Genomic DNA, 18,783 nt, shown 5'->3' with positions numbered 1-18,783 from the left:
CCGAGACAAAATGGCTAGCACCTCCTCCTTACAGCCCCGCTCCAGCGTGGTGCGCGTGCGCGCGGCAATCGCGGCGCTCGTCGCCGTCGGGTGCGGCAGCGCGCACGCCTTCACGTTCACGATCGGCAACGTCGAAGGCAGTTTCGATTCGACGATATCGGCGGGCGTCGGCATTCGCACCGCGTCGCCGAGCAGCAATCTCGTGTCGCCGACCTACAACGTGGCCACCGGCGCGCAGACGGGTGGCGGCCGGCTCGGTCAATTGAGCGGCCTCTCCGATCAGGGCGACATCAACTACGGCAAGGGCGATCCGTTCACGAGCTACCTCAAGGGCAACCACGAGCTGGTCCTGAAGATGCCGTCGCAAGGGCTCACGTTCATGGCACGGGGCACCTGGCAGTACGACTACTCCGGCACCCGCACGACAGGCGCGACCAGCGGACAGGACCTGTTCTACAACCCGTCGCCCAACCTGAGCGGCGGGCTGCCGTCCGATGCCGAGAAGAACATCCGCTTCAAGCCGCGCCTGCTCGACCTGTGGGTCAGCAAGCAGTTCAACGTCGGCGACCAGATTGCCCGCGTCCGCGTGGGTAACCAGGTCGTCAGCTGGGGCGAAAGCATCTGGGAAGTCGGCGGGGTCAACGCGACGAATGCGATCGACGTGAATCGCGCGTCCCAGCCCGGCGCGCAGGTCAAGGAGATCATCCTGCCCGCGCCGATCGTGAGCGTCGCATCCGGCGTGGGTCACGGCGTGAACGTCGAAGGGTACTACCAGAGCAACTGGAACCAGAATTACCTGCCGCCGGTTGGCAGCTATTGGTCGAACCAGATCGTCGGGCCCGGCAACAACGCGTACGGCGTCGCGACCGTCCATCCGAAGAACGGCGGGCAGTACGGTTTTTCCATTCGCTACCAGCCGGCGGGAACGGACCTGAATCTCGGTTTCTACACGATCGCGTACCACGACAAGTTCCCGCAAGTCTCGCTCAGTTCGACGGGCGGGACGGTCTTCCGGTTTCCTGAAGACCGTCACATGATCGGTGTCAGCGCCAACTTCCCGGTGGGCGACTGGGCAATCGGCACCGAGCTGTCGTACCGGCCGCGAGACGCCGTTCCGCTGAATCCGGCCAGCGGATGCGTCGCGCAAGGGGGGAACTGCTGGGTCGACGAGAAGCGCTTCCAGTGGCACCTGACGACCCTCTACTCGCTGCAGCCGGGCAATTCCGCGGCGTTCCTGAAGCTGCTCGGCGCCCAGACCGCCACGCTGACGACCGAGACGGTGATCATTGCTTATCCGGGGCTTCACAAGAGCTACGGCGGATCGCCGATTTCGCCAGGCGCGCTGCTGTGGGGGAACGAATTCAACGACTTGTTCGCGACCGGCGCACTCAACACGCCGGGGAGCGCCCAGGGAACGAAATACTCCGGCGGGATCGACGTCGATTTCAACTGGGTTTACGACGGCACCGTCATTCCCGGGTGGCAGGTCAACCCGGGGATCTTCGTCCGGTACGGCCTCTTCGGCAATACGCCGAACGTGAATGCCCAGTTCATGCGCGGCGTGACGGCCATGAACCTGTATGTGAACTTCGTACAGAACCCGGCGAACTGGCAGGTCGGCTTGAACTACACCCGTTTCATGGGCCCGACCAATCCGCTGGCCAACCCGCTACGTGACAGGGACTTCGTGGCAATCGTCGCATCTCGAAATTTCTGAGGTCAATATGAATCAACCGCCTGTTTCCGACGCAGCCCGACCCGGCAAGCTGCCAAGAATGCTTCATTCGCTGGAAAATACGCTGTTCGGTCACAGGCGTCTCGTGCTGGGGCTCCTGGTGCTGTTCACGGTCGTCATGGCCTGCTTCGCCGTCAAGCTGCGCATGGATGCCGGGTTCGAGAAGCAGCTGCCGCTGGGCCACGAATACACGCAGACGTTCAACGAGTATCGCGGCGACCTGCTCGGCGCCAACCGCCTGATCGTCGTCGTCAAGGCCCGCAAGGGCAGCATCTGGACGCCGGCTGCGTTGAAGCGCCTGTATGAAGTCACCCAGGCGGTCACCTTCCTGCCGAACGTGTCCCGCAGCAGCGTCCAGTCGCTCTGGACCCCGAATTCATTCGTCAACGAGATCACCGAGGACGGATTCCGGGCCGACCCGCTCATTCCCGGCACCGTGACGCCCGATCAGCTCGACGGCAACACGGTCGGTGCCATTTCGCGCTCGACCGCCCAGGGCGGCTTCGTCGGCAGCCTCGTGTCGCGCGACCAGAGCAGCGCCATGGTCACCGCCGATCTCAACGAGCTGGATGCCAAAGGCGAGCGGGTCGACTACGTGGCATTCGACAAGGCGCTCGAATCGCAATTGCGCGCCAAGTTCGAGGATGCGAACTATGAAATCCAGATCATCGGTTTCGCGAAGCAGATCGGCGACATTGCAAACGGCGCGTCGTCCGTCCTGAAGTTCTGCGCGATCGCCCTGCTCCTGACCGCGTTGGCCGTCTACTGGTACTGCCGCTCCATTCGCCTGACGATCCTGCCGCTGACCTGCTCGCTCGTCTCGCTCGTCTGGCAGTTCGGCACGCTGCATCTGCTCGGCTACGGGCTCGACCCGCTGGGCGTGCTGGTTCCGTTCCTGGTGTTCGCGATCGGCGTTTCACACGGCGTCCAGCAGATCAATTTCATCGTGCGCGAGATTTCCCACGGGAAGTCGGTGGAGCAAGCCGCTCGCTCCAGCTTCAGCGGGCTGCTGATCCCCGGCACGCTCGCGCTGGTGACCGCGTTCGTATCCTTCGTCACGCTGATCCTGATTCCGATCCCGATGGTGCGCGAGCTCGCGATCACCGCTTCGCTCGGCGTGGCGTACAAGATCGTCACGAACCTGGTGATGCTGCCGCTGGCGGCGTCGCTGCTCAAGGTCGACGGCAACTATGCGAAGAATGCGGAGCTGCATGCCGTTCGTCGGGGCCGCGTGCTCCGCGTGCTCGCCAAAGTCGCCATTCCGCGCAATGCGGCGATCGTCCTGCTGGCCGCCGTCGTGGTGTTCGCCGTGGCGGCCTGGGAAAGCCGGGACCGCGTGGTCGGTACGCTGCAGGCCGGCGCGCCCGAGCTGCGTGCCGACGCCCGGTTCAACCAGGATTCGGTTTCGATTGCATCGAGCTACGACGTCGGCCTGGACTGGATTTCGATCGTCTTCGAAGCGCCGCCCCAGTCCTGCAACAACGTGGAGGTCGGCGCCTATCAGGATCGCTTCGTCTGGTCGATGCGTGCCGTCCCCGGCGTGTTGTCGGTCGTATCGTTCTCGTCGTTGCTGCGCCAATACAACGAGGGATACAACGAAGGCAATCCGAAGATGTCCGCGATCCCCATCGATCCGGACAACTATTCATCGCTCGCCGGCGAGGTGGCCCGCACGCCCGGCGTCATGCGCAAGGATTGCAGCATGACCGCGGTGAACATCTATCTGGCGGACCACAAGGCGACCACGATCACCCAGGTGATCAACGCCGCAAAGCATTTCCGCGATACGAACAAGCTGCCGGGCGTGAAGATCCGGCTCGCGTCCGGCAACGCCGGCGTGCTGGCCGCGGTCAACGACGAAATCGAGCGCAGCGAATTGCCGATGATGCTTTACGTCTATACGACCATCGTCCTGCTCGTCCTCGTCACGTACCGTGACCTGCGCGCGGTTCTCGCCTGCTGCTTGCCGCTGACGATCGGCACGTTCATCGGATATTGGTTCATGAAGGAGCTGCAGATCGGCCTGACCGTCGCCACGTTGCCCGTGATGGTGCTGGCGGTGGGCATCGGCGTCGACTATGCGTTCTATATCTACAACCGGCTGCAGCTGCATCTCGCCAACGGCGTCGGCATCGTCAAGGCACTCGAACAATCGATCCTCGAGATCGGGACGGCCACCATCTTCACGGCGATCACGCTCGCGATCGGCGTCGCCACCTGGTCGTTCTCCGAGCTCAAGTTCCAGGCGGACATGGGCAAGCTCCTGGCGTTCATGTTCATCGTCAACATGGTCATGGCCATGACGGTTCTGCCCGCCTTCGCCGTCTGGCTCGAGCGCATCTTCCCGCGGCGCAAGCCCGCCCGTGCCCCCGGCCTGCTCGCCCATTGAAGAAGAAGAGGATTCCATGACCCTGTATCGCAAGGTTCTCTCCCTGTCGGCCGGCGCCGTCGTCTGTGGCGCGCTGCTGGGCAGCATGCCAGGCGCGGTATCCGCATCGGAACTCCGGCCCGTTCCGGCCGTCCAGTCCAGCATCGCGACCCAGTCCCCCGTGCTGGATGCGACCTGGGCCGGCCAGCGGGTCGTGAGTGTCGGCGCGAACGGCATCGTCCTGCTGTCCGACGACCGCGGTGCGACCTACCGTCAGGCCAAGTCCGTGCCCGTGAGCTCGACGCTGACGTCCGTCAGTTTCATCGACGCCAGGACAGGATGGGCGGTCGGCCACTGGGGCGCGATCCTGAAGACGACCGACGGCGGCGAGACGTGGGAGGTCCAACGTCTCGTGACGAGCGAGGATCGCCCGCTGTTCGGCGTGCACTTCATCGATGCGAACCACGGCGTGGCCGTCGGACTCTGGTCGCTCATCCTCGTCACCGATGACGGCGGCAAGACCTGGACCAAAAAGGAAGCCGTGCTCCCGAACGGCAAGAAGTCGGACCTGAATCTGTTCGGCCTCTTTTCGAACGGCAATGGCGAGATCTTTGCCACGGCCGAGAAGGGGCAACTCCTGATTTCCCGCGACAGGGGCAACACGTGGGAAAGCGTGGAGACCGGTTACAAGGGGTCGTTCTGGTGCGGCGTGGCGCTGCCCAACGGCGTGCTGCTGGTCGGCGGGCTGCGCGGCACGCTGATGCGCAGCGAGGACAACGGCCATACCTGGTCGCGCGCGACGCTCGACACCCGGAATTCCATTACCGCGCTTGCGTCCCGAGGCGCCACGGTATTGGCGGTCGGGGTCGACGGGCTGCAGGCTCAAAGTACCGATGATGGCAAGACGTTCCAGCGCCTGCGCACCCAGACCGGGACGACGTACACCGCGGCACTCCCGTCGACCGGCGACAAGTGGCTGATCTTTTCTCGCGACGGGATCGTCGCGCAGTAACGACCGGATGTCTGATGCGCGCGGCGGGCCGCGATCGTAAATCGCGGCCCGCTGTGTCGAAGTCTGCCTGGCCTCGGATGGAGGGTGCGCCAAACGGCAATCAGACTCTCCCACCCCGGGAGTACGGATCACTCGAAGAAGCAGCGGCTGACCGACGAACCGCCGTATCACGCAGGAAGCCCGGCGGTCAGGCGCTTACGGTCAATGATGCGCGCGGCCACCACACCAGCTCGGAGCCGACGATCTGCCCGCGTTGCCCCCAGCTCTGCTGCATGCATGTCAGCGTCGCATGCACACTCGACGAACAGCGGATCCCGTCCGCGAGCGATACCCACTTCCCGTCAGCCGGATTTTCGAAGGCGATAGCCGATGCCGTGCACGCTTTCCACAACGCCCGACGCACCGGCGGCCACCAGCTTTCTCCGTAACCGGCTCATGTGGCTGTCGACGGTGCGCGTGGATGCGCCGACGTCCGCCATGCACGCATCGAGCAGTTCGACGCGCGTAAATGCACGATTCGGCAGCCTGGCCATGTGAGCCAACAGGCGGAATTCGACGAGTGTCACGGAAACCGGCGTTTCGCCGGAGGACGTTCTCACGCACGCCATATAGCGCTCCGTATCGACTTCGAGCGCACCCAACCGGAGGCGACGTTCGGGCGCGAGCGCACCGGAGCGGCGAAGAATCGCGAGCAATCGCGCGACCACCACGTCCATGCTGAACGGCCTGGCGAGGTAGTCGTCGGCGCCGGCGTGCAGTGCGCGCAGCTGCTCCCCGTCCCGGTCACCCGCCGACATGACGACGATGGGGGTATCGCTTTGCCGTCGAAGCCTGGCGAGCAGGTCCAGGGTATCCGCACGCAGTTCACGGACGTCGAGAATGACCAGATCCGGCTTCAGGTTCAGTTGCGCGGCCAGCACGGTCTGGGCGGGGTGGGTCTGGAATGTTCGAAAGCCATGGCGAGTCAGGCAGGTATCGAGCGTCGACGACATTTCCGGTGCGTCATCCGCGATGAGTATGAGCGAGTGCATGTTTGAATATCCGGGTCGTTGCCTTGCGTGCACGCGGACACCTACCGGACAGCGTTCAGGCGCCGCATAGGGGGCCCCGTTCACGGGCATCGCTCGTCGAATGGAAAACGGCGTTCGGTGTGACACACGCCGAAGCCGTCGGGATAGTGGTGAGTGGAGAACATTTGCCCCCCCCGACCGGGCCGGACGCCGCGCAAGGTCGATCGGCCGACGGGTTCGCTGGTTGCCGCGGCTCATCGCCGCGAAGCAGGCACCGGTCTTTCTCCGGTTGCTGACGCACACCGGTGGCCACCCGGCATCCGCGCGTCGGGTGGCGACCGCTCTTTCCTCGTGCTCGCGTTGCCCTTCGAAGAGCAAGGATGCGTTCATGATCGGCGGCTGGCGGCGTCAGCAGACGTCACCACTCGAGCGCGCGATGCCCCGCAGCGTCCAGCCTTGCCGCGACCGGCCGGCGAGCCGTTGCGTTCGGGTCGTGGACGTCGCTGCACACGTCATGCTCGCGACGTTCACGTGCGGTTGTGGCCTTCGTGCCGACGAACGTCGGCACGAGAGGGCCACTCACACCGCCGTTTCCGGCACCGCGGACGGGAATCGGGAGATCCTCCGGATCAGGTCCGAGGCTTTCTCGCCGATCATGATCGTCGGCGCGTTCGTGTTGGCGCCCACCAGCGTCGGCATGATCGATGCATCCACGACGCGCAAGCCTTCCGTGCCCCGGACGCGCAACTGGGAATCGACGACGGCGAGCGCGTCGTTCCCCATGCGACAGGTTCCGACCGGGTGGTACACGGTGTCGGTCCGCTCGCGCAGCAACGCACGAATGTCGTCGTCCGATCGCGACCGGGACGCAAACACGTCCTCCGTCACGAACCGGGCCATCGCCGGCGCCGCCATCAACCGCCGGGTCAGCTTGTACCCCTCCACCAGGACCTCGAGATCGTCGTCGTGCTCGAGGAATGCCGGGTCGATCAACGGCGCATCGAGCGGATCGGCGCTTCGCAGCTTGACCGACCCACGGCTTTTCGGCCGCAGCAGGCACACGTGACAGGAAAGACCGTGTCCGAGGTGCACCTTCCTGCCGTGATCGCTGACCGGCCCGACGACGAAGTGCATCTGAACGTCCGGTCGATCGAGATCGGGACGCGTCTTCAGGAACGCGCCGCCTTCGGCGAAGTTGGTGGTCAGGGTACCGGTTCGCGAGTTCCGGTATTGCCGGATGTCGCCGAGCGTCTTGATCGCGCCGCGCACCGATACGCCGAGCGCATCCAGGCTGTTCGTCTTGTAGCTGACGACGAAGTCCGGGTGATCCTGCAGGTTCTCGCCCACGCCCGGGAGATCGGCGACGACCGGGATCCCGAGACGCTCGAGTTCGTCCTTCGGCCCGACGCCGGACAACATCAGCAACTGCGGCGATTGAAGCGCGCCGGCGGAAAGGATCACCTCTTTCTTCGCCCAGACCGTCTCGACATTCCCCCCGCGCGTGACCTCGACACCCACGGCCCGCTTGCCGTCGAACACGATGCGCCGGACCTGCGCGCCCGTCTCCACCGTCAGGTTGCCGCGCGTCTTCAGGTGCGGAAAAAGATAGGCGCGTGCCGCGCTCCAGCGCTCGCCATTCTTCTGGGTCACCTGGTAAATGCCGACACCTTCCTGCTCCGCACCGTTGAAATCGTCCGTGACGGGCAGGCCGCACTCTCGTGCGGCGTCCAGCCAACGCGCCTGGAATGGATTGTCCGTCCTCAGGTCGCTGACCCACAGCGGGCCGCCGCGCCCGTGCCATTCATTGCCGAGCCGCTCGTTGTGCTCGCTCCGCTTGAAATACGGGAAGACGTCGTTCCAGCCCCAGCCTTCGTTGCCGAGCGCGGCCCAGTCGTCGTAGTCGGCATGATGGCCGCGCGTGTACACCATCGCATTGATCGCGGACGATCCGCCCAACGCCTTGCCGCGCGGCTGGTAGCCGCGGCGCCCCTGCAGCCCCTTCTGGGGCACCGTCTCGAACGCCCAGTTGTTCAGCTTGGACGGGATCATCAGCACCAGCGCGGCCGGCACGGTGACGGGCCATCCATCGCCCGTGCCGCCGGCTTCGAAGAGGCACAGCGTCACGTCGGGATCCTCGGTCAAACGCGAAGCCAGCACGCTGCCGGCCGAGCCGCCGCCTACAACAAGGTAATCGAATGAGTTCTTCACGGGTCTGTGTCCTCGATAGATGCCTGCACGCGTCACAAGCAACTACCTGATGCATCGATTCCGCCACGCGCGTCGCGGCCTCAGCGAGCCGCCGCGCGATCGGCGTCATGCCGTCATGCATCAGCACTGCGCGGCCGCATCGGCAACGTTGGAGGTCATCCATCGAACCGCGTGCGGCCACGAAATGGCGAAAAGCGAAATCAGGTCGCTTCCGCCGACGTATCAATGGTGTTGGGCGGCGCCGAGTAACGTTCGAAAGCTCGCGATACCCTTCTCGATCCATGCCTGGGCGCCCGGGGAAATCGCCCCCATGTCGAAGAACCCGTGAATCATGCCGTCGCACCGGATCGTGTCGACCTTGACGCCGCTCGCGTGGAGCAAGCGGCCATAGGCCTCGCCCTCGTCGCGCAGCGGATCGAATTCGGCGGTCACGATGACCGCAGGCGGCAACCCGGCCAGGTCCTTCGCACGGATCGGCGCCAGACGCGGATCCTCCCGGTCGGTCCCGTCGGGCACGTAATGTCGCTCGAACCAGGCGATCGTCTCGAGATCGAGAAAGTAGCCTTCGCCGTTTTCCTTGAACGAAGGAAAGCCGGCGCGATCCTGCGCGACCGCGGGGTAGATCAGGAACTGCGCGGACAGCGCAATGCCGTCGGCGTGCAGTTGCTGCGTCACGACCGCGGCCAGATTGCCGCCGGCGCTGTCGCCGGCCACCGCCACGACGTCGCTGCCGCCCAGCTCGCCCGCGTTCGCGATCACCCATCGGGTCGCGGCGATCGCATCGTCCGCCGCAGCCGGATACGGATGCTCGGGCGCCAGCCGGTAATCCACCGAGACGACGACCGCGTTCGCGCCGCGCGCCAGCTCCCGGCACATGTTGTCGTGGGTATCCAGATCGCCGATCACGAACCCGCCGCCATGGAGATAGACGACCGTCGGCAGATGGCGCTCCTGGGTCGGACGATACAGCCGCGCCCGCAGCGATCCGGTCGCGCCGGGAACGGTCAGGTCTTCCACGCCGTGAACGTCGACCACGGCCTCCGGTGCGCGAACGGCGCGCGCCAGGTGCTGCATCAATCCGCGCGCCTCTTCCGGGCTGGACTGCGACAGCGGTTTCGCGCCGGATCCGGCAAGGGATTCGAGAAAACCAGCGAGATGCAAATCGAGTGCCATAACTTCACCTTTATTCGAACGTTGCGCGGAGATCAGCGATACACGAGGACTTCGGCATCCGGGCTCAATTCCGGGATGGTCTCGCGCTCCTCCTCGTACTCGAAGTGGTGCTGCCACGGCATGCGATCACCGCGCAGGTGCATCTGGTGTTGCGAGCGCATCACGTATCCGGCATTGAAGTTGTTCGGGTCGGTCCACGGCAGCCGCTGCATGTCGGCGTCTTCGGCGCGCAGGCACGGCTCCACCGTCTTCGCACCTACCTTTTCCATATGCGCCAGGACGCGACAGGTGAATTCGCACACGAGATCGGCACGCAACGTCCAGCTCGACCGGTAATAGCCGTAGATGAACGCCATGTTCGGGATACCCTCGATCATCATTCCCCGATACGAGACGCGCTTGGTCATGTCGACCGGTTCGCCGTCGAGGTGGAACGCGATCTGGCCGAACGCGCTCATGTCGAAGCCCGTCGCCGTCACGACGATGTCCGCCTGCAGGTGCTCGCCCGACGCCAGCACGATGCCGGTTTCATCGAACGATTCGATGGTGTCCGTCACGACGGACGCCTTGCCCTCCCGGATGGCCGTGAAGAGGTCGCCCTCGGGCACCGCCGCCACGCGCTGCTGCCACGGGCGATAGCCGGGATTGAAGTGCTTGTCGACGTCGAACCCTTCCGGGAGCTGTTGCCGGGTCTCGTTGATCAGCCAGTCGCGAACGGCGTCCGGGTTCGCGGCGGACAGGTTGATCAGGTCGAATGTCTGCTTCAGGTGCGCACGCCGCAGAATCTCGGAGCGCCACTCCTCTGGCAGGTTCAGTTCGCGAAGCGTCGCGTCCAGCTGGTGGGTCCACGGAACAGCCGTGAAGAACGTCGGCGACCGTTGCAGCATCGTCACATGCGCCGCGGTGCCGGCCATCGCGGGAATCAGCGTCGCGGCGGTCGCGCCCGAGCCGATCACGACCACCCGCTTGCCGGCATAGTCGAGGTCTTTCGGCCAGTGCTGCGGATGCACGACCGTTCCCTTGTAGCGGTCGAACCCGTTCCACTTCGGCGTAAAGCCCTTGCGATGGTCGTAGTACCCCGCCCCCAGCCACAGGAAGTCCGTGGTGATCGAGAAGTGTTCGCCCGTATCCTTGCGCGACACCTCGACCGTCCAGCGCTTCTGTTCGCTCGACCAGCTCACCGTTTGAACTCGATGCCCGTAGTGGATCTTCGAACCGAGGTCGTATTCCTTGATGACATCGCCCAGATAGCTGTGGATCTCCTCCGCCGTGGCGATCGAGCGGCCCTGCCACGGGCGGAATCCGAATGCGTAGGTGTACAGGTCGCTGTCGGAACGCGCGCCGGGGTAGCGATGGGTCCACCACGTACCGCCGAAGCCATCCATCGCTTCCAGGATGGCGAACGAGCGGTTCGGCAAGTTCATGCGAAGATGACAGGCGGCATCGAGCCCCGAGATCCCCGCCCCGATGATTAGTACCTCTACGTGCTCAGGAAAACCCGAATCTGTTTGATTCCTAGTCATGAGATCCCTCCGATGACCCGTTATTGAAAATATCCGTAACGCCACACGACTAGATCACTAGACTTGGTCATATGACTACGAAAGAAAAAGACGCGCGCACGTGCATGCCGGCGACAACGTTTCAAACCAGTACGCGCCCCCTGCACCCGGCCGGGCATGCACGCGGGTCATTGAGGTGTGCATCTGGTTTGACCGGTCACCCCGAACATGATCAATTGACCAAGTTCCACGGTTCCCAGTCTATGCAGTCGAGGGACAATTTGAATCAGGAGTTTCCATTACCCGATCGGTCTCGAGGGCTGAATGCGCCGGTCCGCGCGACGATCGACGCGTCAAGCCTTGAAGCCGTCCGGTTCGGCAAGCCGCCGGACAAAGGAAGCAGCGCGATCCAGCAGGTATCTCGCTGCCGGGATCGCGCGGGCTGCGGTGATGATGCCGTGATGATGCCCGGGTAGATGGAGATGCTCGACCGTGCTCCCCGCGCGGGCCGCGCACGATGCGTAGGCAATGCCTTCGTCACACAGCGGATCCAGCCCCACCGTGGCAATGAACATCGGCGGCTGCCGCCGGCCTTCCGCATGCAGCAGCGGGGACAGGCGTGGAAGATCGAACGGCGTGCCGGCCGGCACGTAGTGTTCCCGGAACCAGCGCATCGACTCGGCGACCAGCGGAAATCCGCCTTGAATGCGCTGGTAGGACGGCAGCGACGCCGTCAGGTCCGTCACCGGATAGAACAGGATCTGCCCGATGATCGCGGGTCCCGCCGCCGGTGCCGCATTGGCGATGAGGGTCGCCATGTTGCCGCCGGCGCTGTCGCCCGTCAGGATCACCCGGGACGCATCGATGGCGAGCGCGGAAGCGTTGGCCGCCAGGTAGTCCAATGCGCGCTCGCAATCTTCGAGCGGGATCGGCCAGCGGTGCTCCGGCGCTCGCCGGTACTCCACGGAAGCGACTACACACCCGCCATGCCGTGCGAGATGACGGCAGATGCCGTCATGCGTGTCCACGCTGCCGATCACCCACCCGCCGCCGTGAATGAAGACGACCAGCGGTTTGCCCTCGACGCGCTCCCCGCCGGGCGGACGATAGAGCCGTAGCCGAATGCTGCCGTCCGCGACGGGAACGTCGATATCGTCGTGGGCAACCGCTGCGTCGGCGGCGAGGCCGTTCAATTCGCAGGCCCGCACGAAGTTCACGCGCGACTGGTCGACGGAAAAGCTGCCGTAGTGTCGCCCGCCCCCTTCGCGGAACGCCCGAACGGCGTCCCGCGCATCGTCAGCCACCTCGGTCAGCGGCAACCAGTGCATCGATGTCATGGGCATCCCCGCTCAGATCGCAGCGAACACGCTTTGATCCCATTGCGTCACGGCGCGGTATTCGTCCACCGTGCCCGGCCAGTTGTTGATCACCTTGCCTTGCGCGTTCTTGTACCAGCTCGAGCAGCCCGCCGAAAACGCCGAGCCGACCATCGCCGATTGCAGCTTGCTGTTGTACTCGTCGAACACGGCCCGATCGACGTCGACCGCCTTCACGCCGGCCGAAGCCATGCCGCCGATCGCGTCGATGATGTAGTTCTGCTGGATCTCGAGCATCGACACGATGGAGTTGTGGTTCAGGTTCGTATTCGGCCCATACAGCATGAACATGTTCGGAAAGCCCGGCACCGTCATGCCGAGATACGCTTGCGGGCCGTCCTCCCACGCCTGCGCCAACGTGCGGTCCGTCCCGCGCACCTGCAGGCTGCCCTGGAAAGCCTGACTCTCGAATCCGGTGCCGAACACGACCACGTCGAACGGAAGCAGGCGGCCGTCCCGGGTCACGATGCCCTCGTCGACGAACGATTCCACCCCCGCCGTCTCCAGCGCGACGTTGTCGCGCATGAGCGCCGGATAGTAGTCGTCCGATCGCAGAATCCGTTTGCACGCGTATTCATAGTCCGGCGTCAGTTTCTCGCGCAGTACCGGGTCGGGCACCTGGCGATGAAGATGCGCCAGCGCGAGACTCTTGCCTTCCTGTTGCGCGCTGGACCCCATCCGCGTGCGCTCGAACCCGGACTCGCGGAACGCGTGCAGCGATTTCCGGCTTTCTTCGAACAGATGGGGCTCGCGCTCGTAGGCATCGAGCTGCTCCGCCGAGAAGACGATCTGGTTGCGCGGCATGATCCAGTTCGCGCTTCGCTGGAATACCGTCAGGTGATCGACCTTCGGCGCGATGAGCGGCACATACTGCACGGCGCTGGCGGCGTTGCCGATGCTTGCCACCCGCTTGCCGGTCAAGTCCACGTCGTGCCGCCACTCGGCGGAGTGGAAATACTCGCCGTTGAAATCCGCCAGGCCGCGAACCGCGGGGATCATCGGACGGTTCAATTGCCCCCAGGCCGGCACGAAGAATCGTGAGGTCATCCGCGAGCCGTCACTCAGCGAGAACCGCCAGAGGCTGGCGCCGGCATCCCATTCGGCACTGCGAATCTCGAGGTTGAATCGCAGGTGTTCCGCCAGGTCGAACCGCGTGGCAAGCGATTTCAGATAGTGCAGCAGCTCGTTGCGGCCCGCATACATCGCGCTCACGCGCAAATGCGGATGGAAGCTGTAGCAGTACAGGTGCGATTCGGTATCGCATGCCGCGCCGGGATACGAATTGTCCAGCCACACGCCACCGAGATCGGGACGCTTCTCCAGCACGACGAAGTCGTCGATGCCCGCGATCTTCATGCGGGCGGCCATGCCGAGGCCTCCGAAGCCTGCACCCAGGATAACGATCTCGTGGTGCTCAATCCTTTCTACATTGTTCACGGTGCATTCTCTCTATTAACGTTACGGCGACTGCGGATTGGCCGGCGTCGGTTCAGTAGGCCTGTTCGTACAGGCGCAATGCGTCCGACTCCGTGACGACGACCGGATTGTTCAACAGCAAGCGCTGCTGCTTCATCGCATCGGCCGCGAGGGTCGGCAGGCTCGATTGCGTGACACCCACGTCGCGCAGACGTCGCGGCGCGCCGGATCGGTCCATCAGGTCTTCCAGGAAGGCAATGAACGCCGCCGTGCGCGCCGTGGCGTCGCCCGTTCCACCCGCGCCGACGACGTCCGCCAGTTCCGCGTAGTGCGACGCCGCCGCTTCGGCGTTGAAACGCAGCACGGGCGCCAGCATCAACGCGTTGGACAAGCCGTGCGGGATATGGAAATGGCCGCCCAACGGATACGCCAGCGCATGGACCGCGGCCACCGGGGCATTGGCGAACGCTTGACCCGCCAGCGTGGCGCCCAGCAGCATGGCCTCGCGGGCGCGCCGGTCCGCGCCGTCTTCGCAAGCCGGGATCAGGTGGCTCACCAGCAATCGCAGCGCCTCGCGCGCAAGCGCGTCGGAAATGGCATTCTTCTTGTGCTTGCTGGTATAGGCCTCGATGGCGTGGACCATCGCGTCGATGCCTGTCGCAGCGGTATGGCTGCGCGGCAGACCGACCGTCAGCTCGGCATCCAGGATCACCTTGTCGGCATACAGCTGACGCGCAACGATGCCCATCTTGGTTGTTTCGTTAACCGAAACGATTGAAATGTTGGTGACTTCCGACCCGGTACCCGCCGTCGTCGGGATCTGCACCAGCGGCAGGCGCGCACCCTGAACGTTGCCGATTCCGTACATTTCCGCGATCGATTGCCGCGACACGGTGAGCACGGCGGCCAGTTTTGCGATGTCCATCGACGAGCCGCCGCCCAGCCCGATGACGACGTCGGCCTCGGCGCTGCGTGCAAACTCGACGCAGCGCAACACCACGTTTTCCGGCGGGTCGGCCACGACCTCGTCGAACACCGCCACGCGGAATCCCGCGGCCGCCAGCGACGCCTTCGCCGGTTCCAGCACACCGGCCTCGTGCAGCCCGGCGTCGGTCACGATCAGGACATGGCGGCGCTCCGTCCATGCCGCCATCACCTGACCCAGGCGGCGCGCACAACCCCATTCCTGGAGAATGGATGGAACAGTTTCGAAGAGCATCGACTGCGGGAGCATTTCCATTGACGTTTCCTTGATGCGGACGGTGGCCGTTAGACCTGGGTGCACAGGTACTTGATTTCCAGGTATTCCTCGATGCCGTAACGGGACCCCTCACGGCCCAGGCCCGACTGCTTGACCCCGCCGAACGGCGCGACCTCGTTGGAAATCACGCCGGTATTCAGGCCGACCATGCCGTACTCGAGTGCCTCGCCCACACGCCAGATGCGGCCGTGGTCGCGTGTATAGAGATAGGCGGCGAGCCCGTACTCGGTGTCGTTGGCCATCGCGATCGCTTCCGCTTCATCCTCGAAACGGAACACCGGGCCGACGGGACCGAAGAGTTCCTCGCGCGCGAGACGCATGGCCGGCGTTGCATCGGCAATGACGGTCGGCTCGAAAAACGTGCCGCCAAGCGGATGGCCTTTTCCGCCCGTGACGATGCGCGCGCCCTTGCTGAGCGCATCGTCGATCAGCCGATTCAGGTGGTCGCAGGCGGACTGCTGGATCAGCGGCCCCTGCTGCACCCCCGGTTCGATACCGTTTCCGACCTTGAGCGCCTGGACTCGCCGGGTGAGCGCGTCGACGAAGCGGTCATGAATGCCGGCCTGGACGAGAAAGCGATTCGCGCATACACAGGTCTGGCCGCTGTTCCGGTACTTCGACGCCATCGCCCCTTCGACCGCCGCGTCGAGATCCGCGTCGTCGAACACGATGAAAGGTGCGTTGCCGCCGAGTTCGAGAGAGAGTCGCTTGATCGTCGCGGACGACTGGCTCATGAGCACGCGGCCGACTTCGGTCGAGCCGGTGAACGAAAGCTTGCGCACGACCGGGCTGGCCGTGAGCACCGCGCCGATCTCGCGTGACGGGCCGCACACCACTTGAAGGACACCGGCCGGAATGCCCGCGCGCTCGGCCATGACGGCGAGCGCAAGCGCCGTGAGCGGCGTCAGGTCGGCGGGGCGCACGATGATGGAGCAGCCCGCGGCCAGTGCCGGCGCGACCTTGCGCGTGATCATCGCGGCAGGAAAATTCCACGGCGTGATCGCGGCACACACGCCGATCGGCTGACGAATGACGACGATGCGCTTGTCGCCTTGCGGGTGCGGCATGACGTCGCCGTAGACACGCTTCGCTTCTTCGGCGAACCACTCGACGAAAGAAGCCGCATACATGATTTCGCCGCGCGCCTCCGCCAACGGCTTGCCCTGCTCCGACGTCATGATCAGTGCGAGATCGTCGGCATTCGCCACGATCAGGTCGTACCAGGCGCGCAGGAGCTTCGCGCGCTCGTGGCTGGCCCGCTTCTGCCAGCTTTGCTGTGCCAGCGCCGATGCGGCAATGGCTTGCTCGACCTCCGCGGCGCCGAGGCTGGCCACGCGGGCCAGGATGGCACCCGTGGCCGGATTCGTGACGGGAAACGAACGGCCATCCGTGCCCTCCGCCCATCCCGACGCCAGCCACGCACGCGTCTCAAGCAAGGAGCCGTCTCGCAGTTGGGCGCGTAGCGCCGAAGGGTCAATCGCTTGGTTCGTCCTGCTGTGCATTTCGTTCACGAGCACCGTCTCCAGAAATTCTTGTTTTTCAACCCTGGCGCTTTCAGCCGATGGGCGAAAGCTGCCCAGGCGTCGATATTCGGACGCCTGCTCCATCTCCCGGGATTTCGCCAAACTTCCGGTGGCCGATGCGCGTCAATCTCCGCGCCACCCGGACGCCTTCGCAAAATGTTGCCCACGCCTGGACCATCCGCGATCGAGCAGCGGCTGCCAATTGGGGATGAAACAAACATATGGGTCACTTGACATGGTCATTTGACCATAAACCATTTTTCGCAGCAACTCAGTAGTTGCACGGGCTATCGGTGACTCGTTGGGAGATGACTATGCGAGGCCGGGGAGTAGCTCGGTGACTGCAATGCCAAGGAGAATCCGGCAGATGCACTCGGCGGCGCATCAAGCCAATGCGACGCCACGTGCCGTCAACGGCGCGGGGATATTTGCCCTACCTGACGGCAACTCGATGCGCAGGTGAATCAGGTCGCGGAATGGCGGCTGCGGTTGCACGGTCGAGCGGCGCAACGACTGGCCTGAAAGTGGCGGCCAAGGGCATGACGCCAACGGCAATCGGGTTCCGAAGTGCGCGGGTGAGACCCGCGTTGCTGGCCGTACACTGCCTGCCGGCAAACCCGCTCATTCAATGTTGAATTCGCGGTTCACTCGACGTTGAACTATCTGCGTTGCCGTTCATTCAAGCTTGAACCTTCAAGGGCAGCCTGGCCCGTTCGCGCAGGGCCGACCGACTCTCATCGACCCGAATCGGACAATTTCGACCACCCCGGACGGAGCTTCGAATCAAGGCTCGTCGCCGCACGTCGAATGTCTGATTATTGGAGCGCTCGGTAGCCTTGATTCAGCAATCGCTGACATATCCAGGTGCTGCCATGGCGAGCACTGTAGATATTCTTTGCCACGAAGAGTATTAAAGCCGCAATCAAAAGGGCCGGACGGCCGGAGGAACAGAGGAGACCGGAGGCAGCATCGACAGCGGCCAATCGCCCTCCTTGAACAACCAATCCTTCGGAGTATGCCCAGATTGTGCCGAATAACAGGGCAGACCAGTTGAAACCGAGCTTCACGCGCTGCTCCAGCATGGTCGGATGGATCATTAAGGTTGACGGCATCGTAGATAGGGAATTGATTCCGGCGATATGTCGATTATCGCCCTGGAAACGACGTTCTTTAGACGTCCAGTCGCGAGTGCTCCAATACTGGACGGACATTGTGGGCAATCCTGACCTCGCTGTCGACTGACCGCTCATGGCCGATTTTCGCCGACGTGATCCGGCTGAATCGTTACAATCGCCCAGATGCCCCCTTCGACAGCGTCGAATTCGAGACATGCTGACTTCCTATTTCTGGAGCGGCGACGCCATCCGCAGTCGACGCGTAAGTGACATCGTTCTATCAGGCACGGTCGACGTGCCCGTTCCCTCCGCACGCGTGCTTGCAGACTGGGAAAGAGAAACATCGTCGCGGCTCGTCCTGGAACCCGGGGACGTCGAGGCGATGCCTTTGGCGCGAACGCAAGCGCGCTGGCCGGACTATAAGCGCTGCGTGCAAGCAATGTCCGACTGGACGTGCGCACTAGGACTGCCCACCGTGCTTGCCTCCAGCGACGTAGCCCTCATGGCTTGTCGTGGCGCGAAGTACCATCATGACGGTGCGCAATATGGCGGTGCGGCCTTCTGCAATCTATTCCTGAGCGAGGACCGGGGGCTGGACTTGCATTTTCCCTCTACGGGCCATCGCATTCCCCTGACCCGGGGGATAGCTGTGATATTCGATACCGGCCAACCTCATGGCGTCATTCAGCGCCGCAGCAGCGGCTTTAATGCGGCCGACTTCGCGACGGACCAGGATTGCATCCAGATATTCCTGACTTGGGAGCTTCCCATCGAAGATGCCCATGTCGAGCAAGCACTGAAGGTAGTCTTCGACATCGCCCCTTCGACCTCGCTGCACCTGGATGAGGAGCAAGTCTGGTCGAACGGCGCACCAGCCGCTGTGTGTCCGGAATCTGGCCGCTGGTATCGGGTTGACTGATTGTTCGGGGCACACCTCGGCGTTGCCGTGGCACGCTGGACAGACTTCTGTTGAGCACGATAGACGCAAGCAGCGAGCGCCGTTGGGCTAACCGCCTGGTCACCGCGATGAATACACCACCAGGCTGGTAACGGTGCGCGCGGCGCATCCGGTCGGCTTTGCACG

The 18,783-nt window shown here is 64.1% G+C and carries 13 protein-coding genes; 4 read left to right on the top strand and 9 right to left on the bottom strand.

The window, feature by feature from the left end; all coding sequences use genetic code 11:
* The first annotated feature begins 10 nt into the window (after positions 1-10).
* From CFB41_RS35995 to CFB41_RS35985, 3 genes are read left to right on the top strand one after another with little or no spacing between them, the layout of a single operon-like run.
* Entirely contained in the window at positions 11-1,717 is a 1,707-nt protein-coding gene (locus CFB41_RS35995) for a DUF1302 domain-containing protein (RefSeq protein ID WP_089459981.1), read from the top strand.
* 7 nt (positions 1,718-1,724) lie between these two features.
* On the top strand, positions 1,725-4,124 hold the full coding sequence (locus CFB41_RS35990) for an RND family transporter (RefSeq protein ID WP_373558646.1): 2,400 nt from the start codon (positions 1,725-1,727) through the stop codon (positions 4,122-4,124).
* 16 nt (positions 4,125-4,140) lie between these two features.
* Positions 4,141-5,115, top strand: a complete 975-nt coding sequence (locus CFB41_RS35985; RefSeq protein WP_179250316.1) for a YCF48-related protein — start codon at positions 4,141-4,143, stop codon at positions 5,113-5,115.
* Positions 5,116-5,456: 341 nt separating this feature from the next.
* Here the strand turns inward: CFB41_RS35985 and CFB41_RS35980 are convergent, their stop codons facing one another.
* The 9 genes from CFB41_RS35980 to CFB41_RS35940 all read right to left on the bottom strand — a co-directional run bounded on the left by CFB41_RS35980 (position 5,457) and on the right by CFB41_RS35940 (position 17,795).
* On the bottom strand, positions 5,457-6,146 hold the full coding sequence (locus CFB41_RS35980) for a response regulator transcription factor (protein WP_089459979.1): 690 nt from the start codon (positions 6,144-6,146) through the stop codon (positions 5,457-5,459).
* 558 nt (positions 6,147-6,704) lie between these two features.
* Positions 6,705-8,333: a GMC family oxidoreductase gene (locus CFB41_RS35975; RefSeq protein WP_089459978.1), complete on the bottom strand. Its 1,629-nt coding sequence runs from the start codon at positions 8,331-8,333 to the stop codon at positions 6,705-6,707.
* A gap of 222 nt (positions 8,334-8,555) precedes the next feature.
* Complete coding sequence (locus tag CFB41_RS35970; RefSeq protein WP_373558645.1) at positions 8,556-9,623, bottom strand: alpha/beta hydrolase; 1,068 nt, start codon at positions 9,621-9,623, stop codon at positions 8,556-8,558.
* Positions 9,539-11,029: an NAD(P)/FAD-dependent oxidoreductase gene (locus CFB41_RS35965; RefSeq protein WP_089459976.1), complete on the bottom strand. Its 1,491-nt coding sequence runs from the start codon at positions 11,027-11,029 to the stop codon at positions 9,539-9,541. Before CFB41_RS35965 ends, CFB41_RS35970 begins: the two co-directional genes overlap by 85 nt.
* 332 nt (positions 11,030-11,361) lie before the next feature.
* Positions 11,362-12,345, bottom strand: a complete 984-nt coding sequence (locus tag CFB41_RS35960) for an alpha/beta hydrolase (protein WP_089459975.1) — start codon at positions 12,343-12,345, stop codon at positions 11,362-11,364.
* Positions 12,346-12,357: 12 nt separating this feature from the next.
* Positions 12,358-13,821 (bottom strand): NAD(P)/FAD-dependent oxidoreductase, encoded by a 1,464-nt coding sequence (locus CFB41_RS35955; protein ID WP_089459974.1) that lies wholly within the window; start codon positions 13,819-13,821, stop codon positions 12,358-12,360.
* A gap of 52 nt (positions 13,822-13,873) precedes the next feature.
* Entirely contained in the window at positions 13,874-15,040 is a 1,167-nt protein-coding gene (locus CFB41_RS35950; RefSeq protein WP_089459973.1) for an iron-containing alcohol dehydrogenase, read from the bottom strand.
* A 29-nt stretch (positions 15,041-15,069) separates the two neighbouring features.
* Positions 15,070-16,563: an NAD-dependent succinate-semialdehyde dehydrogenase gene (locus tag CFB41_RS35945; protein WP_089460142.1), complete on the bottom strand. Its 1,494-nt coding sequence runs from the start codon at positions 16,561-16,563 to the stop codon at positions 15,070-15,072.
* 836 nt (positions 16,564-17,399) lie between these two features.
* A complete protein-coding gene (locus tag CFB41_RS35940; RefSeq protein WP_256941391.1) occupies positions 17,400-17,795 on the bottom strand; it encodes a hypothetical protein in 396 nt (131 codons plus the stop codon).
* Between the two features lie 118 nt (positions 17,796-17,913).
* On the opposite strand from CFB41_RS35940, the gene CFB41_RS35935 reads away from it, so the two are divergent.
* Positions 17,914-18,618, top strand: coding sequence for a hypothetical protein (locus CFB41_RS35935; protein WP_089459972.1), 705 nt, complete (start codon positions 17,914-17,916; stop codon positions 18,616-18,618).
* The last annotated feature ends 165 nt before the right edge of the window (positions 18,619-18,783 follow it).

The organism is Burkholderia sp. AU33803 (genome assembly GCF_002223095.1).
Lineage (GTDB): Bacteria > Pseudomonadota > Gammaproteobacteria > Burkholderiales > Burkholderiaceae > Burkholderia.
The sequence above is the reverse complement of the archived record's forward strand: the minus strand, read 5'-3'. Positions and strand labels throughout refer to the sequence as shown.